We start from the raw sequence: 21,920 nt of genomic DNA, 5'->3' as shown, positions 1-21,920 counted from the left end.
TCGTGCGCAGACGAACACGCGGCCTCACAGCCCTGCTCGCCGCCTACTTGCCGGCCCTCGCCCTGCCCGCCGTCCTCACCGCACCGGTGCAGGCGGCCGCAGCCGCGCCCGCCGCCGTCGGGGCTCCCCGGGTCACCCCCTCCGCCGACGGCCTCACCCTGAGGGTCCCGCCGAGGCCGAGCGCCGGCGCCCCCGGCTACACCGTGGACGTGACGACGGCTCGGCTGGCGCTGACCACCAGCCGGTCCGGGACCGGGGTCCTGGCCAGCGCGGGCGGCGACACCGGCGCCCTGCGCTTCCGGGCGGGCGGCGCCTGGCAGCACGCCACCCGGGTCACCGGCTGGTCCTGGAAGGACGGCGTCCTCGCGCTGACCGCCGACACGACCGACCCCGGCGCCACCGTGCGGGCCCGGGTCACCCCGTCCGCCGACCGCTACCAACTCGACTGGCACGTCGAGGGGGCCACCCCCGACCGGCTCGGGCTCGCCTACGACCTGGCGTCCGCCGGGCACTGGTACGGACACGGCGAGGCCCAGACCCCCAAGGGCGGCCCGTACACCGACCAGCCCTGGCCGCTGGACAGCGGAGAGGTCACGCACCCCGCCTTCGGCCCGGCCTCGTACCACATGATCGACCCGTTCTGGTTCACGGCGAGCGCGGCCGGACTCCGCGTCGACACCGGGCAGCTCATGGACGTGGCGATCAACGAGGGCGGGGACGGCCTCGGCCGGTTCGACGTCCGTTCGGCCGACCCCTACCGGGCGACCGTGTTCGTGGAGTCCGAGCCCCTGGAGGTCTACCGGGACTACGTCGGCGTCATGGGCAGGCCGGCCCGGAGCGACGCCACGTACGAGCAGTACGCGCGACCCGTCTGGAACTCCTGGGCGCAGTTCTACACCCACGTCGACCAGGCCAAACTGGTCGACTACGCACAGGACCTGCACGCGGCCGGCCTGACCGGGCACACGCTCCAGCTCGACGACAAGTGGGAGTCCGACTACGGGAACATGACCTTCGACGCGGCGGCATACCCGGACCCCCGTGGGATGTCCCGCACGATCCACGGCCTCGGCTTCGACTTCGGCCTGTGGGTGACACTGTGGATCAACCTGAACTCCGACTCCTACCAGTACGCCGCGGACCACGGCTACCTGCTCCAGGACGCGGCCGGCACCGGCAGGCCCTGCACCGTCACCTGGTGGAACGGCACGGCCGGGATCGTCGACCTCGCCGACCCGGACGCCCGGGCCTGGTACACCGGCCGGCTGCGGACCCTGATGAGCGACTACGACATCGACGGGCTGAAGTTCGACACCCGGTTCTTCGACGACAAGTGCGCCCCGCACGAGGGCTACCGGCCCACCGACTACCAGCGGCTCGGCGCCGAACTCGCCGACGAGTTCGACCTGCAGGGCGTCGGCATCCGGGTGCACTGGGACGCCACCGCCCACCGGGCCGGGTTCGTCACCCGCCAGGTGGACAAGGGCACCGGCTGGGACTCGCTGCGCGCCTCCGTCACCCAGAACCTCGCCCTGTCCACGATCGGCTACCCGTTCGTGACCACCGACATGATCGGCGGCTCCAGCGCCCAGCCCGCCCCCACCAAGCAGGTGCTCGTGCGCTGGGCGCAGTCGGCCGCCCTCCAGCCGCTGATGTACTCCTCCACCTCACCCCTCGACACCGTCGACGTCACGACCGGTCGGACGGTCACGTACGACCAGGAGACCGTCGACCTCTACCGCGCGGCCGCCGCCCGGCACGAACGGCTCGCCCCCTACATCTGGGACCAGGTCCAGGAGACGCTGAGGACCGGCGACCCGGTCATGCGGCCGCTGTTCTTCGACTTCCCGCGGGACACGGCGGCCTACACGGTCACCGACGAGTGGATGCTCGGCCCGGCGGTGCTGGCGGCCCCGCAGCTCGCCGACCGCACGGACCGCACCGTCCACCTGCCCGCGGGTACCTGGTACGACGTGCACCGCGGCACGGTGGTCCGCGGCCCGAGGACCCTCACCGGCTACGCCACCCCGCTGGGCGTCACGCCCGTCTTCGTGAAGGAGGGCGCCCCGGGCGCCGCCCGGGCCCTGCGCGCCCTGCGGGAGGGATGACGGCGGCGCGGTGCGTCCGCCGCCTTCTCCCGCATCCCGGACGCGGTACCCCGGAGGGACCACCCCGGGACCACCCCTGGACCCGTCCCCGGACGGAGCACCCCCGGGACCCGGCCCGGACGGGAGGATCCCCCGGACTCCCCCGGGTGGCGGAGCACCCCCGACGGAATGAACCGCCCGTTCGGGGGCATCCACCAGCTCCGGGGATCCGTCGGCAGTCCGGTACGTCCGGCCGGGCCGGACCGGCCTCCGGGGCCGCCGGCCGCCGGAAGGATCGCTCAGGAGGGCGGTGGCCGGGGAGTCCCGGACCCGAAAACTCCTTCGGCCCCGTCAGCCCCCTGGGCGTACCCTGGGAGTCGCGAGGCCGCTCTCAGCTACGCGGCCGTGACGAGGAGGAACCGCAGGCCTTAAGCGCCGGCCCATGACTCAGACACCCACGACCAGCACGCCCGCGCAGGGACAGGCGAGAGCACAGTTCACCGTCCCCGCCCAGCACCCCATGGTGACCGTCCTGGGGTCAGGCGATTCCCTGCTCCGTGTCATCGAGAGGGCCTTCCCGGGGGCCGACATCCACGTCCGGGGCAACGAGATCAGCGCGGTGGGCGAGGCTGCGGACGTCGGCCTGATCCAGCGCGTGTTCGACGAGATGATGCTGGTGCTCCGCACCGGACAGCCGATGACGGAGGACGCAGTGGAACGCTCGATCGCCATGCTCAAGGCGAGCGAGAGCGGAGAGCACGACGGCCTGGAGACCCCGGCCGAGGTCCTGACGCAGAACATCCTGTCCTCACGCGGCCGGACCATCCGCCCCAAGACGCTCAACCAGAAGCGGTACGTCGACGCGATCGACAGGCACACCGTCGTCTTCGGCATCGGCCCGGCGGGCACCGGCAAGACCTACCTCGCCATGGCCAAGGCGGTGCAGGCCCTGCAGTCCAAGCAGGTCAACCGCATCATCCTCACCCGTCCGGCGGTCGAGGCGGGCGAGCGCCTGGGCTTCCTCCCGGGCACCCTCTACGAGAAGATCGACCCCTATCTGCGTCCGCTGTACGACGCGCTGCACGACATGATCGACCCCGACTCGATCCCCCGGCTGATGGCCGCGGGCACGATCGAGGTCGCCCCGCTGGCGTACATGCGCGGCCGGACGCTCAACGACGCCTTCATCATCCTGGACGAGGCCCAGAACACGAGCCCCGAGCAGATGAAGATGTTCCTCACCCGGCTCGGCTTCGACTCGAAGATCGTCATCACGGGTGACGTGACCCAGGTGGACCTGCCCTCCGGCACCAAGTCGGGTCTGCGCCAGGTCCAGGAGATCCTGGAGGGTGTCGAGGACGTCCACTTCTCCCGGCTGTCCTCGCAGGACGTCGTACGGCACAAGCTGGTGGGCCGTATTGTCGACGCCTACGAGCAGTACGACAGCAGGCACGGCACGCAGGACGGCGCCCCGAGGGGCGGCGGGCACGGCAGGGCCGCACACGGACACAAGGGGAAGTAGACCAGCACGACCATGTCGATCGACGTCAACAACGAGTCCGGAACCGAGGTCGACGAGCAGGCGATCCTCGACATCGCCCGCTACGCACTCGCGCGGATGCGCATCCACCCGCTCTCCGAGCTCTCGGTGATCGTCGTGGACGCCGACGCCATGGAGCAGCTGCACATCCAGTGGATGGACCTGCCGGGGCCGACGGACGTCATGTCCTTCCCGATGGACGAGCTGCGTCCGCCGTCGAAGGACGACGACGAGCCCCCGCAGGGCCTCCTCGGCGACATCGTGCTCTGCCCCGAGGTCGCCGCCAAGCAGGGCACCGAGGCCCCGACGGGGCACACCATGGACGAGGAGCTCCAGCTGCTCACCGTCCACGGCGTGCTGCACCTGCTCGGCTACGACCACGAGGAACCGGACGAGAAGGCCGAGATGTTCGGTCTGCAGGCCGCCATCGTGGACGGCTGGCGCGCGGAGAGGGGCCTGACCGGTCCGTCCCCGGCTCCGACCGTGTCATGAGCCCGCAGATCGTCCTCGGCGCGATCGCCCTGGTGGTCGTCGCCTGGCTCGCGGCCTGCGCGGAGGCGGGCCTCGCCCGCGTCTCCAGCTTCCGCGCCGAGGAGGCCGTCAAGTCCGGCCGCCGCGGCAGCGCCAAGCTCGCCCAGGTCGCCGCGGACCCGACGCGCTACCTGAACGTGGCGCTGCTGGTCCGCGTCGCCTGCGAGATGGCGGCGGCCGCGCTGGTCACGCAGGCCTGCCTGCAGGAGTTCCCCGGCACCGGCGAGGCCCTCCTCGTCGCCATCGCCGTCATGGTCCTGGTGTCGTACGTCGCCGTCGGGGTCTCCCCGCGCACCATCGGCCGCCAGCACCCGCTGAACACGGCCACGGCGGCGGCGTACGTCCTGGTGCCGCTCGCCCGGATCATGGGCCCGGTCCCGTCGCTGCTGATCCTCATCGGCAACGCGCTCACCCCCGGCAAGGGCTTCCGCCGCGGTCCGTTCGCCTCCGAGGCGGAGCTGCGCGCGCTGGTCGACCTCGCCGAGCAGGAGTCGCTGATCGAGGACGAGGAGCGCCGGATGGTGCACTCGGTGTTCGAGCTCGGCGACACCCTCGTCCGCGAGGTCATGGTCCCGCGCACCGACCTGGTGGTGATCGAGCGCTACAAGACGATCCGCCAGGCCCTCACCCTGGCCCTGCGCTCCGGCTTCTCGCGCATCCCGGTCACCGGGGACAGCGAGGACGACATCGTCGGAATCGTGTACCTGAAGGACCTGGCCCGCAAGACGCACATCAGCCGGGACGCCGAGAGCGAGCTGGTGACCACCGCGATGCGCCCGGCCGTCTTCGTGCCCGACACCAAGAACGCCGGCGACCTGCTGCGCGAGATGCAGAAGGAGCGCAACCACGTCGCCGTCGTCATCGACGAGTACGGCGGCACCGCCGGCATCGTCACCATCGAGGACATCGTCGAGGAGATCGTCGGCGAGATCACCGACGAGTACGACCGCGAGCTGCCGCCGGTGGAGGACCTCGGCGGCGAGCGGTACCGGGTCACGGCCCGCCTCGACATCACCGACCTGGGCGAGCTGTACGGCCTGGAGGAGTACGACGACGAGGACGTGGAGACCGTCGGCGGGCTGCTGGCCAAGGCCCTGGGCCGGGTGCCGATCGCCGGGGCGTCGTCCGTGGTGGAGGTCCCCGACGGCCGTAAGCTGCGCCTGACGGCGGAGGCGGCGGCCGGCCGCCGGAACAAGATCGTGACCGTCCTGGTGGAGCCGGTGACCGCGCCCGGCCCGGCCGGGGACGAGGAGGAGAAGGCGGAGTGAGGCGGCCGCGCGGGGCGAGGGGCGGGCAGCGGGCATGAGCCCGGAGGAGCTGCGCGCGCTCTGCCTGTCCTTCGGCGCTGCGGTGGAGGACTTCCCGTTCGACGCGCAGACGTCCGCCTTCAAGGTGGGGGGCAGGCTCTTCGCCCTGACGAACCTCGGCGCCCGCCCGCTGAAGGTCAACCTCAAGTGCGACCCGGAGGACGCGGTCCGGCTGCGCGCCGAGTACGAGGAGCTGATCGTCCCCGGCTGGCACATGAACAAGCGCCACTGGAACACGGTCACGGTCGACGGCACTCTTCCCGACCGCCTGGTCCGGGAGCTCGTCGAGGACTCCTACGACCTGGTGGTGGCGAAGCTGCCCCGTGCGGAGCGCCTGCGCCTCGACCGGCCGTGAGCCCCGCACCGCCCGAGCCGGCCCCGGTGATCCGGCCGGTGATGCCCCGAGGGCCCGTGCCCGCCGGCCGTAGGGGCCGCGCGCGGGGGCGGGCTACCCGTGGCGGCGCGGGCGGTGCGGGGCTTCGTATGCTCGGGGCATGACCGACAGCAACGCGCTCGCCCCCGAGGACCGCAAGATCGTCACCCTGGCCCGCTCGGTGCGGGCCCGCAACGGCGTGCCGGAGGGCGCGGCCGTACGGGACGAGACCGGCCGTACGTACGCCGCCGGCTCGGTGCACCTCGCGTCGCTCAGGCTGAGCGCCCTGCAGACCGCGGTGGCGATGGCCGTGGCGTCCGGCGCGACGTCGCTGGAGGCGGCGGCCATCGTCAGCGAGGCCGAGGGCGTCGCGCCCGAGGACCGCGCGGCCGTGGGCGACCTCGGCGGACCGCAGACGCCGGTGCTGCTGGCCGGGCCCGACGGCGCCGTCCGGCTGACCGTCCCGGCGGGGCCGGGGCAGTAGCGCGCGGACCGGGGCGACGGGCCGGGGGCTGCCGAGGCGGCCCCCGGCGCGCACCGTCAGGCCCGGGCCGCAGCGCTCCCGCCGCCGGCTCTTCCCGCTCGTGCGGACGCCCGCCGCGGGCTTCCCGGGGCCTCGGCGCGGCGGGCCGCCGGGGCCCGGTGCGGCAGGTGGTGCCGCGGGGCCTTCCGGATCAGGGACAATGGGCGCCATGAGCGTTCGTACCCAGTCATCCGAGCAGCCGGCCGAGGCTGCCCACCGGGCCGGCTTCGCGTGTTTCGTGGGCCGTCCCAACGCGGGCAAGTCCACCCTCACGAACGCTCTGGTCGGGCAGAAGGTGGCGATCACCTCCAACCGCCCGCAGACCACGCGCCACACGGTGCGGGGCATCGTGCACCGCGAGGAGGCGCAGCTGATCCTGGTGGACACCCCAGGACTGCACAAGCCGCGCACGCTGCTCGGGGAGCGGCTCAACGACGTCGTGCGGGCGACGTGGGCGGAGGTCGACGTCATCGGCTTCTGCCTGCCGGCCGACCAGAAGATCGGCCCCGGCGACCGCTTCATTGCCAAGGAACTGGCGGGGATCAGGAAGACGCCGAAGGTCGCGATCGTCACCAAGACCGACCTGGTGGACTCCAAGACGCTCGCCGAACAGCTGATCGCGATCGACCAGCTGGGCCAGGAACTGGGCATCACCTGGGCCGAGATCGTGCCGGTGTCCGCCACCGCGGGTCGCCAGGTGGACCTGCTGGCGGACCTGCTGATCCCGCTGCTCCCCGAGGGTCCGGCGCTCTACCCGGAGGGCGACCTCACGGACGAGCCCGAGCAGGTCATGGTCGCCGAGCTGATCCGTGAGGCGGCGCTGGAGGGCGTCCGGGACGAGCTGCCGCACTCCATCGCGGTGGTGGTGGAGGAGATGCTGCCGCGGGAGGACCGGCCGGCGGACAAGCCGCTGCTGGACATCCACGCCAACGTCTTCATCGAGCGGCCGAGCCAGAAGGGGATCATCATCGGTCCCAAGGGCAAGCGGCTGAGGGAGGTCGGGATCAAGTCCCGCAAGCAGATCGAGGCGCTGCTGGGGACGCCGGTCTTCCTCGACCTGCACGTGAAGGTCGCCAAGGACTGGCAGCGCGACCCCAAGCAGCTGCGGCGGCTCGGTTTCTGAGATTCCGCGGCCCTCGCCCTGAGGTCGCGCGGGGGCGGGCCGCGTGCGCCCCGCACGGCGTACGCCCGGGCCGGCGGCCGGCGGGCGCCCCCGGGGCGGCGGCGCCTCAGTCAGGCGCGCTGCGCCCGCAGGACGTCCCGGAACCAGCCGTACGACGCCTTCGGGGTTCGCGTCAGCGCCGAGGGATCCGCGAAGTCCACGTGCACCAGCCCGAAGCGGCGCGCGTACCCCTCCGCCCACTCGAAGTTGTCCAGCAGCGACCACACGAAGTAGCCCCGCACGTCGACGCCCGCCTCCATCGCCCGGTGCAGCGCCCGGATGTGGCCGTCGAGATAGGCGATGCGGTCCTGGTCGTCCAGTCCCTCGTACGAGCAGCCGTTCTCGGTGATGACCACCGGGGGGAGCCGGTCGCCGTAGTGGTCGTGGAAGCCCGTCAGCAGTTCCGTCAGGCCCTCCGGCACCACCGGCCACCCCGAGTCGGTCAGCGGGCGGTCCTCGACGGGGAGCAGGGAGAAGGGCAGTCCCGGGGGCAGGGGCACGCCGCCGGCGCCGGCCGCCGCGTCCTGCGGAGCCCCCACCCTCGCGGGGGCGTAGTAGTTGACGCCGTACCAGTCGACGGGTTCCGCGATGGTCTCCAGGTCCGACGCGACCCGCTTCGCGGTCCCCGGCATCAGCTCGCCGATCCCCTCCGGGTAGCGGCCCAGCAGCAGGGGGTCCGCGAACAGGCGGTTGAGCAGGACGTCGTAGAACTCCGCCGCCTCCAGGTCGGCCGCCGCACCCGAGGCCGGCCAGACCGGCCCGTGCGAGTTGGCGATGCCGATGTCCGTGGCCCCGGCCGCGCGCAGGGCCCGCACCGCCAGGCCGTGGGCGAGCAGCTGGTGGTGGGCGGCCGGCAGCGCGTCGAACAGCAGCCGCCTGCCGGGCGCGTGCACGCCCAGCGCGTGGCCCAGCAGGGTGTGCTCGGCGGGTTCGTTGAGGGTGATCCAGCGGGAGACGCGGTCGCCGAGCCGGTCGGCCACCGCCGACACGTACGCGGCGAACCGCGCGGCCGTGTCCCGGTCCAGCCAGTCCAGCCGGGCGGGCAGGTCCCAGTGGAACAGCGTCGGCACGGGCCGTACGCCCGCCGCGCACAGGTCGTCCACCAGGCGGTCGTAGAAGTCCAGGCCGTCGGGGGAGTCCACCCGGGGCCAGGACACCGAGAAGCGGTAGGCGTCCACGCCGAGGCCGGCCAGGAGCGCCACGTCCTCGCGGTGGCGGTGGTAGTGGTCGCAGGCCACCGCGGCGGTCGAGCCGTCCCTCACCCGCCCCGGCTCGGCCGTGAAGGTGTCCCACACGGACGGCGCCCGCTCGTCGGCCGCCCCCTCGATCTGATGGGCCGACGTCGCCACGCCCCACAGGAAGCCGGGCGGGAACTGGGGTACCGGGTTCGTCGCCATGCGCGGATCATCCGCACCGTCGGGTGTGCGAGTCAACGCCCCGGCGGCAAACGGCGGTTGCCCCCATCAGGCAGTGCCGGACGGCCCAGGGAGGGCGCCGTGCCCGGCCTCGCGCCCGGCCTCGCGCCCGGGCACGGCGCCCGGGCACGAGGCTCAGGCGCCCTCCTTCAGCACCTTTGTCACCAGCTGCCGCTGCTCCCGCGTCAGCCGCGGGTCCGCCGCGTACACCGTCCTGCCGTTCACGGTGATCTCGTAGCTGAATCCGTCCGGGACGCCGGCCGGTGGCGTGCCCTGACCGGCGGCCAGCACCTTCTCGGCCAGGGCCTGCCACTCGGGGGCGTCGGGCAGCCCCGAGGTGTCCACCTCGGCGTGCCGTTCGATGCCCGCGAATCCGCCCGTGCGCCTCACCTCAATACGCATGGGTCACTGTCTAGTACGGAACTAGAGCGTGCGCACCCCGACCTGCTCCCAGGCCTTTTTCACGGCGTCCAGTTCCTCGCCGTCGCCGAAGCGCTCGCGGGCCGCCCGGACGGTGAGGGTGGCGAAGTCCGCGAAGAGGGCGTCCTGCTTCAGCCGGCCGCTCGTCAGCACGTCGTACCAGATCCGCCCGGCCCGCTCCCAGGCGTTGCCGCCGAGGGCGGCGGCGGTCAGGTAGAAGGCGTGGTTGGGGATGCCGGAGTTGATGTGCACCCCGCCGTTGTCGCGGCCGGTGCGGACGAAGTCGTCCATCGTGGCCGGCTGGGGGTCCCTGCCGAGGACGTCGTCGTCGTAGGCGGTGCCCGGCGCCTTCATCGAGCGCAGCGCCGTGCCGGTGACGCGCGGGGCGAGCAGGCCGGCGCCGATCAGCCAGTCGGCCTCCGCGGCGGTCTGACCCAGCGCGTACTGCTTGATCAGCGAGCCGAAGACGTCGGAGAGCGACTCGTTGAGGGCGCCGGGCTGGCCGAAGTAGGTCAGGTTCGCCGTGTACTGGGTTACGCCGTGGGTCAGCTCGTGGCCGATGACGTCGATCGGCAGGGTGAAGTCGAGGAAGATCTCGCCGTCACCGTCGCCGAACACCATCTGCTCGCCGTTCCAGAAGGCGTTGTTGTACTGCTCGCCGTAGTGGACGCTGGCGGTCAGCGGCAGGCCGCCGCCGTCGATCGAGTCCCGTCCGAACGCCTCCAGGTACAGCTCGAAGGTGGCGCCGAGGCCGTCGTACGCCCGGTTGACGGTGGCGTCCCCGGTCGCCTTGTCGCCCTCGCCCCGGACCTTCCTGCCGGGCAGTTCCGTGTGGTGCCGCAGGTCGTGGACGGTCCGGTGCGGCCTGCCGGCCTCCGCACCCACCGGCGGGGCGACGGCCGGGGCGCCGACGACCGTGGTCAGGCGGCGGTGGGTGCGCTCGAAGGCGTCGCGCTCCAGGGTGCGGCGCGCGGGACCGGCGAGGGCCGGGTCCTCCTGCTGCGCGAGCCGGTCGAGGACGTGGGGCGGCACGATGGTGCAGAAGACGGGCTCGAAGCCCCCGTTGGTCGTCATGCCCGGCACCTTGGCACCGAGTCATGCCGCTGTCACTACCCGCAACCATGATGGGGGAAAAATGAGGGCAAGCGAGTCAGTGGCCCGGGGTGAGGTGGTACAGGCGTCACTCCGCGTGAAGGGGTGAGTGTTCTGTGCCCTTCCCACCGTTCGCTTCCGTTCGTCCCGGCGGTTCCGCATGTTGGACGCCCCCGCGCGGCCGGGCCCGGCTCGGCTAGGCTGCGGAGCATCATGAGTTTCGGGCTGCTTCTTCTTAGCTGCCGCGGCGAGGGCCTGTAGTCGAGGCCGACCCCCTCCCCGCGGAGTTCGGCGTTGCGCCGTCGGCCGTCCTTCCGGACCGCGCCAGCCGCGGATCTCTTCGAGGAGCCCACGCCATCATGGTCAACCGTCAGCAGCCCAGTTCCCTGCCGGTCCACAAGTACGGCCAGTACGAGCAGGTCGACATCCCCGACCGCACCTGGCCGGACCAGCGGATCACCGCCGCCCCCCGCTGGCTCTCCACCGACCTGCGCGACGGCAACCAGGCCCTGATCGACCCGATGTCCCCGGCCCGCAAGCGTGCCATGTTCGACCTGCTGGTCCGGCTGGGCTACAAGGAGATCGAGGTCGGCTTCCCGGCCTCCGGCCAGACCGACTACGACTTCGTGCGCTCGATCATCGAGGAGGAGGGCGCGATCCCGGACGACGTGACGATCTCCGTGCTCACCCAGGCCCGCGAGGACCTGATCGAGCGGACCGTCGAGTCGCTCAAGGGCGCCCGGCGCGCCACCGTCCACCTGTACAACGCCACGGCGCCGGTCTTCCGCCGGGTGGTCTTCCGCGGCTCCAAGGACGACATCAAGCAGATCGCCGTCGACGGCACCCGACTGGTGATGGAGTACGCCGAGAAGCTGCTCGGCCCCGAGACGGAGTTCGGCTACCAGTACAGCCCCGAGATCTTCACCGACACGGAACTGGACTTCGCGCTGGAGGTCTGCGAGGCGGTGATGGACGTCTGGCAGCCCGGCCCGGGCCGCGAGATCATCCTCAACCTGCCCGCCACGGTGGAGCGTTCGGCGCCGTCCACGCACGCGGACCGCTTCGAGTGGATGCACCGCAACCTGTCGCGGCGCGAGTACGTCTGCCTGTCCGCCCACCCGCACAACGACCGCGGCACCGCCGTGGCCGCGGCGGAGCTGGCCGTGATGGCCGGCGCCGACCGTGTCGAGGGCTGCCTGTTCGGCCAGGGCGAGCGCACCGGCAACGTCGACCTGGTCACCCTGGGCATGAACCTGTTCTCGCAGGGCGTCGACCCGCAGATCGACTTCTCCGACATCGACGAGATCCGCCGTACGTGGGAGTACTGCAACCAGATGGAGGTCCACCCGCGCCACCCGTACGTGGGCGACCTGGTCTACACGTCCTTCTCCGGCTCCCACCAGGACGCCATCAAGAAGGGCTTCGACGCCATGGAGGCCGACGCGAAGGCCAGGGGCGTGACGGTCGACGACATCGAGTGGGCCGTCCCGTACCTGCCGATCGACCCCAAGGACGTCGGCCGCTCCTACGAGGCGGTCATCCGCGTCAACTCGCAGTCCGGCAAGGGCGGTGTCGCCTACGTGCTGAAGAACGAGCACAAGCTGGACCTGCCGCGCCGGATGCAGATCGAGTTCTCGAAGATCATCCAGAGCAAGACGGACGCCGAGGGCGGCGAGGTCACGCCCGGGGACATCTGGGCGATCTTCCAGGACGAGTACCTGCCGAACCCGGAGAACCCCTGGGGCCGCATCCAGGTGAGGACCGGCCAGTCGACGACCGACACCGACGGCGTGGACACGCTCACCGTCGAGGCCACGGTCGACGGCGAGGACACGGTCCTGACCGGCTCCGGCAACGGTCCGATCTCGGCCTTCTTCGACGCGCTGCAGTCCATCGGCGTCGACGTACGCCTGCTGGACTACCAGGAGCACACGATGAGCGAGGGCGCCTCCGCGCAGGCCGCCTCGTACATCGAGTGCGCCATCGACGACAAGGTGCTGTGGGGCATCGGTATCGACGCGAACACGACACGTGCGTCCCTGAAGGCGGTCGTCTCGGCCGTCAACCGCGCCGCTCGCTGACCACTCCCACCGGGCGTTTCGGGTCCCGTCCGCCGGCCGACGGCGGGCGGGACCCGGTCGTATACCGGCCAGCGGCCCGTGAAGGTCACGATCAGGTCTCGTCCGGGGTACTGACTACGGTGCACGATGTGGCTAACATCACGCCAGCACGGCGATGACGCCTGCGGGCAGGTGCCTCCCGTGCCGCTGACGCCACGGGGGAGTTACGGAGGTACGACGTGCTGCCTGGACGGGGACGAAACGGCTGTGCTCACCGGGGTGCGCGTGTGCTGGGGCACCGGACCGCGTGGACGGCCGTCGCCGACGGCGAGTTCTTCTGCCCCGGCTGCGGCGGCGACCGCAACTACCAGCGCCTGACCGGCCGCCGGCGCTTCACCGTCCTCGGGATGCCGCTGCTGCCCCGCGGGGCGACCGCGCCGGTCGTCGCCTGCGCCTCGTGCGGCGGGCACTACGGCACCGACGTCCTCGACCACCCCACCACCACCCGCCTCTCCGCGATGCTGCGCGACGCCGTGCACACGGTCGCGCTGGCGGTGCTCGCGGCCGGCGGCACCTGCTCCCGCACGTCCCTGGAGACCGCCGCGGCCGCGGTCCGCGCGGCCGGCTTCGACGGGTGCACCGAGGAGCAGCTGGCCGCCCTCGTCGAGGCGCTGGCCGCGGACACGGGGCGGTTCCACGAGCAGCCGTGCGGCCCGGGCCTGGCCATAGAGCTCCACGAGGCCCTCGACCCACTCGCCCCGCACCTCGCCTCCGCCGGCCGCGAGTCGATCCTCCTGCAGGCCGCCCGCATCGCACTGGCCGACGGGCCCTACACGCCCGCCGAGCGGGACGCGCTCGCCACCGTCGGTGCGGCGCTGACGATCTGCGCGGACGACGTCTCGCGCCTGCTGGCGGCGGCCCGCACGCCGTCGTGACGCCCCGGGGAGGGCGTGGTCGGGCGAGGGACGGCACGCCGCCGGGGCAGGGAAGGGCGCGAGGGCCTGCCGCGCGGCACGCCACCGGCCCGCCGGCGCGGCCGTGCCGCGCATGCCTCGCGCACCGGTGCCGCGACGCCGTACCGGCGCCGATCAGCTGTGGCGCCCGACCCGCCTGCCGGCCTCGCGGTCCCGGTCGTTCCAGTGGTCCCTGACCCGGCTCAGCAGCAGCACGGCGGGCGCCGCGGCCAGGGCCACCGGACCGGCGTGGCCCCACGACATCTCGCTGCGCCCGTACCGGAAGAAGAGCAGGGAGAACGCATGGAGGGCCAAGAACCCGGCGAGCAGTTTCAACGGCTTCGGCAGGTTCATGGCGGTACGGGTACCCCCGAGCCGTGCCGGACAGGGCCGGCCGTGCACCCGTCGCGGGCCGGACGGCGTCACCGCGAGGCCCCGGCCGGCCGGTGGGAGTTCCGGCGCCCGGCCGGTGGTCAGAGCAGCCCGGCCCCCGCCAGGAACTTGCCCACCCGCTCCGTCTCCTCCGGGGACAGCGGCACCTGGGGCTCCGCCGTTGCCGGGCAGTCGATGACCCCCCGCAGGTGCAGCGCCGCCTTGAACGCCCCCAGCGCGGAGGAACCGCCGCCCATCCGGCCCGGGTCGCCTGCGCGCACCATGCCGAACAGGGCGCACAGCCGCTCCTGCTCGGCCCGGGCACCGTCCCAGTCGCCCGCCCGGCCGCAGCGGTAGAGGCGGACGTAGCCGTGCGGATCGATGTTGGCGAGGCCGGGCACCGCCCCGTCGGCACCCAGCGCGAGCGCCGAGTCGACGGTCAGTTCCGAGCCGGTGAGCAGACTGAAGCCGCCGGTCTCGGGGCGCAGCCGGGTGCCCGTGACGACGTTCCGGAAGCCGCCGAGGTCGCCGCTGGAGTCCTTCAGCCCGGCCAGCACCCCTTCGGCGGCGAGTTCCAGCACCAGCTCGGCGGGGAGCCGGGTGTGCACGGCGAGCGGGATGTCGTAGGCGAGGACCGGGACCGGGCTGCGGGCGGCGACCCGGCGGTAGTGGCGGGCGATCTCCGCCGGGTGGGTGCGGGTGTAGAACGGCGCGGTGACGACGACCGCCTGCGCTCCCGCCGCCGTCACGGACGCGACGTGGTCGAGGACGCGGGGCGTCGTCATGTCGATCGCCCCGGCCAGGACGGGCAGCTGCCCGGCGGCATGGCCGACGACGGCGTCCACGACGCGCCGGCGCTGCCGGTCCGTCAGGAAGGCGGCCTCCGACGTCGAGCCGAGCAGGAACAGCCCGTGGACCCCGCCCTCCACCAGGTGGTCGACCAGCCTGAGAAGGGAGGGGACGTCCACCTCGCCGTCCGGCGTGAGGGGCGTGCAGACGGGCGGGACGACACCGGTCAGCGGGGCGGGGAAGGTCACGAAGGCTCCCTGGGGTCGCTCTGGCGTACGAGGCCGCGGTCGGCCGGTCCTCCTCCACGGGACGGTGACAACGGTAGCGGCGTCCCGGCGCCGACGCGGCCGGTGACCCCGGCGTTTCCCCCCGTCCCACCCGCTCCGGGCCCCGCCCCTGCAGGCCTACCGGCCGAACCGGACGGGCAGGCTCCGCGGGCCTCGGATCAGCATCCCCGGGCGCCAGGTGATCGCCGCCGGGTGGATGTCCAGGGCCAGCCCGGCGCACCGCTCCAGGAGCGTCCGAATGGCGATGCGCGCCTCCAGGCGAGCCAGCGGCGCTCCGAGGCAGTGGTGGATGCCGTGACCGAACGCCACATGACCGCGGACGTCCCGGGAGAGGTCGAAACGGTCGGGGGAGGGGAAGCGCGCGGGGTCGCGGTTGGCGTCGGAAAGGGCGACGAGGACGAGTTCGCCGCCCCCGGGGATGACCGTGCCGCCGATCGTGACCGGCTCGGTGGTGAAGCGGAACGTGGGTGTCTCCACCGGCCCCTCGTAGCGCAGCGTCTCCTCCACGGCGGTGTCGACGAGGGAGAGGTCGGCGCGCAGAACGGCCAGCTGCTCCGGATGCGTGAGCAGGGCGAGGACGCCGTTGGAGATCAGGTTCACCGTGGTCTCGTGGCCGGCGACGAGCAGCAGCCAGGCCATGCCGAGGAGCTCCTCCTGGGACAGCCTGTCGCCGTCCTCGTCCGGGCCGTGGATGAGCGCGCTCATGAGGTCGTCGCCGGGCTGCTGCCGCTTGTTCCCGACCAGCTCCCGCAGGTACCGGGCCATCGAGGCCGCGGCCGCCGTGCGCACGGCGGGGTCGGTGGCGCCGAGGGCGTCGTTCGACCACGTCCGGAAGGACTCGCGGTCCAGACCCGGGACGCCGAGGAGTTCGCAGATCACGGAGATGGGCAGCGGGAAGGACAGCGCCTCGACGAGGTCGGCGCGTCCGTCGGGCGCGGCGAGCATCCGGTCCAGGAGCGCGTCGGTGGTCTTCTGCACGCGCGGGGCGAGCGCCTCCACCCGGCGCGCGGTGAACTCCCGGGCGACCAGCTTGCGCAGCCGTGTGTGGTCCGGCGGGTCGGCCCTGAGCATGTGCGGGCCGGACGACACGGCACCCAGCGGCAGGGAGGGGGACGCCTTGCTCCAGTCCTTGGAGAGCCGGGGGTCCGCGAGCGCGGCCCGCCCGGCCTCGTAGCCGACGACGAGCCAGGCCTCCGCGCCCCCTTCCGGCATCCGGATGCGGTGCACCGGGCCCTGCGCCCGTAACCGGGCGTAGACCGGGTGGGGGTCGCGGGTGAAGGACTCACCGAGCGCGGCGAGGTCGACGATGCTCATGGACTACCACCTCACTGGTAGGGACGGACGGCCGGGGCGGACACTCCGGACGGGGCGCGGGCGGCCCGGTCGGGGGCGGGCCGGACGGCCGTGGGGGTCACGGGTGGCACGGAGGGCAGGACCGTGGAGCGCCGGCGGGCGCCAGGGCGCCGGACGCCGTGCGTCCGCCGGGGCGCGGGGCGCCACGCGGCGGGGCGACCGGGCCGAACCCCCGCTCCGCCCCGCCGGGCACCGCCGCGTCGTGCTTCCGGTAATGGTCCGCCCCCTCGGATCCCACCTGACAGCCCGCCGACTGTAACCCGCACCGCCCCCCGGTGGACCCGTTCCGCCCGCCGGGGGCCGCGCCTCGCCCGGCGGGGGAGCCGTCAGGGACGAGGGCACCGCTCCTCAGCTCCACTCGGGTGAATCCCGTGTTCCGCCGCGGCGTCGCGGTTCCGCGCCGAGAAGGGCCCGCGCCGCCCGCCGTGGACCGCCGGACGTGGCCAACACCCGTCCACGGCGGCCTCTTTGTGGAGCACGGGCACCTGCCGGGCGTGAATGCGCAGCGTCACCGTGGCGGCGCGAGGGTAGAACCCGGAGTGGAGGCGGAGCACGGTGACTGCGGTAGAGGTAACACTCGGGGACGACACCCGGCGCACCGCGCCGGAGAGGCGGAGGACGCAGTGAAGCGGTTACTGCCCGCGCGAGGGGACGCCGGAGCCACTTCGCCGTCGCCCCGGCCGGACGCGGCGGGCCTCGCGCGCGGCACCCCCCGCCCGGTCGTGGAACCGGGCGGCCGTACCGGCGGCGCCGCAGCCCGGGCCGCGGCCACCCGCTGTCCCCAGCGGGCCGTGGAGGCGGGATGAGACCGCCGATCGGTTCCTACGCCGTCGACGTCCGCACCGGGAGGGTGGGCGTGGTGATGGGCCACGAGGGGCCGTACGTACAGCTCAGACCCCACGGCGGAGGCCGGGAGTGGGACGTGGAGCCGGACGCCGTGCGCGGAGCGACCCAGGGGGAGCGGCTCAGCGCGGCGACCGCGTACGCCAACGCCCGCAGCCGCGGCGAGGTGCCCTGACACAGGGGTGACGGCGCCCGCCCGGCCAGCCCGGTCCCGGCGTAGGCGAGAATGGACCGCATGAGTCTGTTCCGCGACGACGGCATCGTGCTGCGCACCCAGAAGCTGGGCGAGGCGGACCGGATCATCACCTTGCTCACCCGCGGTCACGGACGCGTGCGGGCCGTGGCCCGAGGGGTCCGCCGGACCAAGTCGAAGTTCGGTGCCCGCCTGGAGCCGTTCTCGCACGTCGACGTGCAGTTCTTCGCGCGGGGCAGCGAGCTGGTGGGACGCGGGCTGCCCCTGTGCACGCAGAGCGAGACGATCGCCGCGTACGGCGGCGGGATCGTCACCGACTACGCCCGCTACACCGCCGGCACCGCCATGCTGGAGACCGCCGAGCGGTTCACCGACCACGAGGGCGAGCCGGCCGTGCAGCAGTACCTGCTGCTCGTCGGCGCGCTGCGCACCCTCTCCCGCGGCGAGCACGCCCCGCACCTGGTGCTCGACGCCTTCCTGCTGCGGTCACTCGCCGTCAACGGCTACGCGCCGAGCTTCGGCGACTGCGCCCGGTGCGGCATGCCCGGGCCGAACCGCTTCTTCTCGGTCGCCTCCGGCGGTTCCGTCTGCGCCGACTGCCGGGTCCCCGGCAGCGTCGTACCCTCGCCGCAGGCCCTCACGCTGCTCGGCGCGCTGCTCACGGGAGACTGGGAGACGGCGGACGCGTGCGAGCACCGCCACGTCCGCGAGGGGAGCGGGCTGGTGTCCGCCTACCTGCACTGGCACCTGGAGCGGGGGCTGCGCTCCCTGCGGTACGTCGAGAAGTAGCACGCCGGCCGAGACCCCGGCCGGACCCACCGGCCGAGCGGATCCGCCGCCCGACCAGAAGCACCACCCGACCAGCACATCCACGACTCGAGGAGACGAGAAGCACATGGCCGTACGCGGGTTCCTGGGGCGCCAGCGCCGCGAGTACCGGACGCCGGAGCCGCACCCGTCCGGTGCCCGCCCGCCGAAGCTGCCCAGCGAGCTGGTCCCGGAGCATGTGGCGATCGTCATGGACGGCAACGGCCGCTGGGCCAAGGAGCGCGGCCTGCCCCGCACCGAGGGGCACAAGGTCGGCGCCGAGCGCGTGCTGGACGTGCTGCAGGGCGCGATCGAGATCGGCGTCGGGAACATCTCCCTCTACGCCTTCTCCACCGAGAACTGGAAGCGCTCGCCCGAGGAGGTGCGCTTCCTGATGAACTTCAACCGCGACTTCATCCGCAGGACCCGTGACCAGCTGGACGAACTCGGCATCCGGGTGCGCTGGGTGGGCCGCATGCCCAGGCTGTGGAAGTCGGTGGCCAAGGAGCTCCAGATCGCCCAGGAGCAGACGAAGGACAACGACCGGCTCACGCTGTACTTCTGCATGAACTACGGCGGCCGTGCCGAGCTCGCCGACGCGGCGAAGGCCCTCGCGGAGGACGTGCGGGCGGGCCGGCTGGACCCGTCGAAGGTGAACGAGAAGACGATCCAGAGGTACCTGTACTACCCGGACATGCCGGACGTGGACCTGTTCCTGCGGCCGAGCGGCGAGCAGCGCACGTCCAACTACCTGCTCTGGCAGAGCGCTTACGCCGAGATGGTCTTCCAGGACGTGCTGTGGCCGGACTTCGACCGGCGTGACCTGTGGCGCGCCTGCCTCGAGTTCGCCTCCCGCGACCGCCGCTTCGGCGGGGCCATTCCGAACGAGGAACTGCTGGCCATGGAGGGCGGTCAGGACTAGTCCCGCCGCGCCGGGGCGCCGGAGCGCCCGTCACCGGTGCCCCGGGGGCGGGCGGTTGCGGCGTCGGCGGCGCCCTGGATGACGAACTTGTCATGCACTCGACATGCGCCGACGGAGCCGGCCGTCCCCGGGTCACGCCGTCGGCGGCCGGTGTGCTGTCGCACCGTCAGGCGTGCGTTGGCATGAGCGCGCGCACTTTTTTCGCTCCGTCAGGTGTAAATGTCGCCGGAGCAGTCACTCGTGGAGAAACGAAGAGAAACGAACGGTCCGTGAGTTACCTGACGGTCCGTGAGTTACCTGTGGGAATCCTCCGGCATGTCGGAAACTCCCGGTGACGCGCGGCCGTTCGGCAGGACTTCGATGGCGAGGGAGTGGCTGATGAGTGAGCCCCTGCAAAGCGGTTCAGGCAGGTTGCAGCACACCGGCGAGACGGCCAAGGAGCAGGCGTCGGCCACGGCCGGCCAGGCCAAGGAGGCCGCGGGGCAGGTGGCGGAGACCGCTGCGGAACAGGCCAGGGCGGTGGTGGGTGAGGTCCGGCAGCAGGCCGGCACGGTCCTCGACGAGCTGCGCGGCCGCGCGATGAGCGAGGTGGAGGGCCAGACCAGGAGGGCGGCAGGGGCGCTGCGCCAGTGGTCGGACGACGTCGCCGGTCTGGCGGAGCACGCGCAGGGCGACTCGCCCGCCCGGGGCGTCGCCGTCCAGGTGGCCGAGAGCGGTCACCGGGCCGCGGACTACCTGGAGAAGCAGGGCGTGGAGGGCATGGTCTCCGATCTGCGGGGCTTCGCCCGCCGGCGCCCCGGCGCGTTCCTGGGCGGCGCGCTGCTGGCCGGAGTGGCGGTGGGGCGCCTGGCGAAGGCGGCGGGCAGGGCCGGCCAGTCCCCGGCGGGGCGGCGGTCCGAGCAGCAGCAGGCACTGGACGAGGCGGCCACGCCGGCTCCTCCGGCCGGCGCGGTGAACGAAGTGCCGCCGCCCGCGGTGCCGGCGCCTCCGCCGCCCGCCGCACCGCCCGCCATGCCGCCGGCCGCGCCACCCCGGATGCCGCCGCCCGTGTCCCCGCCGCCGGCCGGTCCGGTGACCCGTCCGTTCCCGGAGGTGTGAGGTGTCCTCCATCCCCCCGCCGGGCCCGGCGGATCCCCGGAGCGCGGACAGGTCGGTGGGTGAGCTGCTGTCCCAGGTGACCTCGGACCTGCAGACCCTGTTCCGTCAGGAGGTGGAGCTGGCCAAGGCCGAGATCGGCCGGGAGGCGACCAAGGCGGGCAAGGCGGCCGGCATGTACGGCGGCGCCGGAGTCGCCGGCCACATGACGCTCCTGTTCCTGTCGCTGGCCGTCGTACTGGGCCTCGCCAACGTGATGGACGGCGGCTGGGCGGCCCTGATCGTCACCGCCGTGTGGGCCGTGGTCACGGCCGTGCTGTACCAGCGGGGCCGCGCCCGGATGCGCACCGTGTCCCCCAAGCCCGAGCAGACCGTCGAGACGATGAAGGAGAACGCGGAATGGGCACGTCACCCGACCGAATAAGGGCTGAGATCGAATCCACGCGGGAGCGGCTGAGCGCGGACGTGGACCAGCTCGCCTACCAGGCCAGCCCGCGGCAGATGGTGCGCCGCCGCGCCGACCGGGTGCGTGGCGCGGTCGCGGGCGTCCGGGAGCGGCTCATGGGCTCCGCGGCGCAGACCGCCCACGGGGTCGCCGGCGGGACGCAGTCGACGGCCGGCTCGGTGCAGGAAGGTGTCGGGCAGGCGGCCGGCGCCGCGCGCGACGCGGTGGGACAGGTGGGTGAGGTGGTCAGGCAGGCCCCCGAGCAGGCCGTGCGCCAGACGCAGGGCAGCCCGCTGGCCGCCGGCCTGGTCGCCTTCGGCATCGGTGTCCTGGCGTCCTCGCTGCTGCCGGCGACCCGTACCGAGCGGGAGGCGGCCTCCAGCCTGCTGGACCGCGGCGGTGAGGCGCTGGAGCCGGTGAAGCAGGCCGCCGTCGAATCCGCGCAGCACCTGAAGGAAGGCGTCCAGGAGGTCGCGCAGCAGGCGGCCGAGGAGGTCCGGGACACCGCCACGGACGCCGCCGGCAGGACCCAGGACGAGGCGCGCCGCCAGGCCGGGCAGGTGGGCGCACAGGCCCGTGAGTCGGGTCGGCAGGTCGCCGACGAGGCGCGGCAGCAGCCGGGAGCCGGCTGACCGACCCCGCTCTCGCACCGGAGGGCCGGGCAGGCGGAATGCCGGCCCGCACGGGCGGTGACACCCCGCGGGATGCTCCCCGCGCGCGCCGGACGGTGTGCGCGCAGACCACTGCCCGGAAGACGGAACCAGGGCCCCGGGGGCCGTCCGCGTGCGACGCGGGACGGCCCCCGGGGCCCTGATGCGTGCGGCATCGGGCCGCGTCCTCGAACCCGGGGGCCGGGGGCCGGTGTCCGGGTTCGAGGACGCCGGCCCGCGGGTGCGCCCCGGGCCGGCTGTCAGCCCTCCGTCACCGCGCACTCCGCGCACGTGCCGAAGATCTCCACCGTGTGGGCCACGTTGACGTAGCCGTGCTCGGCGGCGATGGCCTCCGCCCACTTCTCCACCGCCGGGCCCTCGACCTCCACCGCCCGCCCGCACACACGGCACACCAGGTGGTGGTGGTGTTCGCCGGTCGAGCAGCGGCGGTACACCGACTCGCCCTCGGAGGTGCGCAGGACGTCGACCTCGCCGGCCTCGGCGAGCGACTGCAGGGTGCGGTAGACGGTGGTGAGACCGACCGAGTCGCCCTTGTGCTTGAGCATGTCGTGGAGCTCCTGCGCGCTGCGGAACTCGTCGAGCTCGTCGAGGGCCGCCGCGACAGCGGCCCGCTGCCGGGTGGCGCGGCCCTTCACGGGCGGTCCTGCGGTCGTCACCGGATGCCTCCTCAGCGTTCGCGC

General features: G+C 73.3%; 22 protein-coding genes. 15 read left to right on the top strand and 7 right to left on the bottom strand.

The window, feature by feature from the left end:
- Positions 1–2 precede the first annotated feature (2 nt).
- The 7 genes from ACWDNY_RS14350 (at position 3) to era (ending at position 7,484) form a co-directional block, all read left to right on the top strand.
- Positions 3–2,108 (top strand): glycoside hydrolase family 31 protein, encoded by a 2,106-nt coding sequence (locus ACWDNY_RS14350; protein ID WP_451646043.1) that lies wholly within the window; start codon positions 3–5, stop codon positions 2,106–2,108.
- A 421-nt stretch (positions 2,109–2,529) separates the two neighbouring features.
- Positions 2,530–3,609 carry a PhoH family protein gene (locus tag ACWDNY_RS14345; protein WP_451646042.1) on the top strand — a complete coding sequence of 360 codons (1,080 nt, stop codon included), beginning with the start codon at positions 2,530–2,532 and terminating at the stop codon, positions 3,607–3,609.
- 12 nt (positions 3,610–3,621) lie between these two features.
- Complete coding sequence (gene ybeY, locus ACWDNY_RS14340) at positions 3,622–4,119, top strand: rRNA maturation RNase YbeY (RefSeq protein ID WP_451646041.1); 498 nt, start codon at positions 3,622–3,624, stop codon at positions 4,117–4,119.
- Complete coding sequence (locus ACWDNY_RS14335) at positions 4,116–5,426, top strand: hemolysin family protein (RefSeq protein ID WP_451646040.1); 1,311 nt, start codon at positions 4,116–4,118, stop codon at positions 5,424–5,426. Before ybeY ends, ACWDNY_RS14335 begins: the two co-directional genes overlap by 4 nt.
- A gap of 34 nt (positions 5,427–5,460) precedes the next feature.
- Positions 5,461–5,820: an MmcQ/YjbR family DNA-binding protein gene (locus ACWDNY_RS14330; RefSeq protein WP_451646039.1), complete on the top strand. Its 360-nt coding sequence runs from the start codon at positions 5,461–5,463 to the stop codon at positions 5,818–5,820.
- A 139-nt stretch (positions 5,821–5,959) separates the two neighbouring features.
- On the top strand, positions 5,960–6,322 hold the full coding sequence (locus tag ACWDNY_RS14325; RefSeq protein WP_451646038.1) for a cytidine deaminase: 363 nt from the start codon (positions 5,960–5,962) through the stop codon (positions 6,320–6,322).
- Positions 6,323–6,530: 208 nt separating this feature from the next.
- Entirely contained in the window at positions 6,531–7,484 is a 954-nt protein-coding gene (era, locus tag ACWDNY_RS14320) for a GTPase Era (RefSeq protein ID WP_451646037.1), read from the top strand.
- Positions 7,485–7,594: 110 nt separating this feature from the next.
- Here the strand turns inward: era and ACWDNY_RS14315 are convergent, their stop codons facing one another.
- The 3 genes from ACWDNY_RS14315 to ACWDNY_RS14305 form a co-directional block, all read right to left on the bottom strand.
- Positions 7,595–8,920: a GH1 family beta-glucosidase gene (locus tag ACWDNY_RS14315; RefSeq protein WP_451646036.1), complete on the bottom strand. Its 1,326-nt coding sequence runs from the start codon at positions 8,918–8,920 to the stop codon at positions 7,595–7,597.
- A 153-nt stretch (positions 8,921–9,073) separates the two neighbouring features.
- Positions 9,074–9,340, bottom strand: coding sequence for a protealysin inhibitor emfourin (locus ACWDNY_RS14310; protein WP_451646035.1), 267 nt, complete (start codon positions 9,338–9,340; stop codon positions 9,074–9,076).
- A 21-nt stretch (positions 9,341–9,361) separates the two neighbouring features.
- Positions 9,362–10,432, bottom strand: coding sequence for a M4 family metallopeptidase (locus tag ACWDNY_RS14305; RefSeq protein ID WP_451646034.1), 1,071 nt, complete (start codon positions 10,430–10,432; stop codon positions 9,362–9,364).
- A gap of 377 nt (positions 10,433–10,809) precedes the next feature.
- Here ACWDNY_RS14305 and leuA point away from each other — a divergent pair, with 377 nt between their 5' ends.
- Together leuA and ACWDNY_RS14295 are read left to right on the top strand one after the other, a co-directional pair.
- Complete coding sequence (leuA, locus tag ACWDNY_RS14300; protein ID WP_451646033.1) at positions 10,810–12,531, top strand: 2-isopropylmalate synthase; 1,722 nt, start codon at positions 10,810–10,812, stop codon at positions 12,529–12,531.
- A 218-nt stretch (positions 12,532–12,749) separates the two neighbouring features.
- The gene (locus ACWDNY_RS14295; protein WP_451646032.1) at positions 12,750–13,445 is read left to right on the top strand and encodes a TerB family tellurite resistance protein; all 696 of its coding nucleotides are present in this window, start codon (positions 12,750–12,752) and stop codon (positions 13,443–13,445) included.
- Between the two features lie 153 nt (positions 13,446–13,598).
- Here the strand turns inward: ACWDNY_RS14295 and ACWDNY_RS14290 are convergent, their stop codons facing one another.
- The 3 genes from ACWDNY_RS14290 to ACWDNY_RS14280 form a co-directional block, all read right to left on the bottom strand.
- Positions 13,599–13,817, bottom strand: a complete 219-nt coding sequence (locus tag ACWDNY_RS14290) for a hypothetical protein (RefSeq protein WP_451646031.1) — start codon at positions 13,815–13,817, stop codon at positions 13,599–13,601.
- Between the two features lie 119 nt (positions 13,818–13,936).
- Positions 13,937–14,872, bottom strand: a complete 936-nt coding sequence (locus tag ACWDNY_RS14285) for a dihydrodipicolinate synthase family protein (RefSeq protein ID WP_451646030.1) — start codon at positions 14,870–14,872, stop codon at positions 13,937–13,939.
- 156 nt (positions 14,873–15,028) lie between these two features.
- Positions 15,029–16,225 carry a cytochrome P450 family protein gene (locus tag ACWDNY_RS14280; protein WP_451646029.1) on the bottom strand — a complete coding sequence of 399 codons (1,197 nt, stop codon included), beginning with the start codon at positions 16,223–16,225 and terminating at the stop codon, positions 15,029–15,031.
- Between the two features lie 841 nt (positions 16,226–17,066).
- Between ACWDNY_RS14280 and ACWDNY_RS14275 the strand changes: the two genes are divergently transcribed.
- The 6 genes from ACWDNY_RS14275 (at position 17,067) to ACWDNY_RS14250 (ending at position 21,201) form a co-directional block, all read left to right on the top strand.
- Positions 17,067–17,282, top strand: coding sequence for a hypothetical protein (locus ACWDNY_RS14275; protein WP_451646028.1), 216 nt, complete (start codon positions 17,067–17,069; stop codon positions 17,280–17,282).
- Between the two features lie 60 nt (positions 17,283–17,342).
- Positions 17,343–18,089, top strand: coding sequence for a DNA repair protein RecO (recO, locus tag ACWDNY_RS14270; protein WP_451646027.1), 747 nt, complete (start codon positions 17,343–17,345; stop codon positions 18,087–18,089).
- A gap of 106 nt (positions 18,090–18,195) precedes the next feature.
- Positions 18,196–19,029 (top strand): isoprenyl transferase, encoded by an 834-nt coding sequence (locus ACWDNY_RS14265; protein WP_451646026.1) that lies wholly within the window; start codon positions 18,196–18,198, stop codon positions 19,027–19,029.
- Positions 19,030–19,407: 378 nt separating this feature from the next.
- On the top strand, positions 19,408–20,127 hold the full coding sequence (locus tag ACWDNY_RS14260) for a hypothetical protein (RefSeq protein ID WP_451646025.1): 720 nt from the start codon (positions 19,408–19,410) through the stop codon (positions 20,125–20,127).
- A gap of 55 nt (positions 20,128–20,182) precedes the next feature.
- Positions 20,183–20,548 (top strand): phage holin family protein, encoded by a 366-nt coding sequence (locus tag ACWDNY_RS14255; RefSeq protein WP_451646024.1) that lies wholly within the window; start codon positions 20,183–20,185, stop codon positions 20,546–20,548.
- Positions 20,524–21,201, top strand: coding sequence for a DUF3618 domain-containing protein (locus ACWDNY_RS14250; protein ID WP_451646023.1), 678 nt, complete (start codon positions 20,524–20,526; stop codon positions 21,199–21,201). Before ACWDNY_RS14255 ends, ACWDNY_RS14250 begins: the two co-directional genes overlap by 25 nt.
- Positions 21,202–21,479: 278 nt before the next feature.
- Here ACWDNY_RS14250 and ACWDNY_RS14245 read toward each other — a convergent pair whose 3' ends face one another.
- The gene (locus ACWDNY_RS14245) at positions 21,480–21,896 is read right to left on the bottom strand and encodes a Fur family transcriptional regulator (protein ID WP_451646022.1); all 417 of its coding nucleotides are present in this window, start codon (positions 21,894–21,896) and stop codon (positions 21,480–21,482) included.
- Positions 21,897–21,920 lie beyond the last annotated feature (24 nt).

It is taken from the genome of Streptomyces sp. NPDC003697 (genome assembly GCF_053587115.1).
The sequence above is the reverse complement of the archived record's forward strand: the minus strand, read 5'-3'. Positions and strand labels throughout refer to the sequence as shown.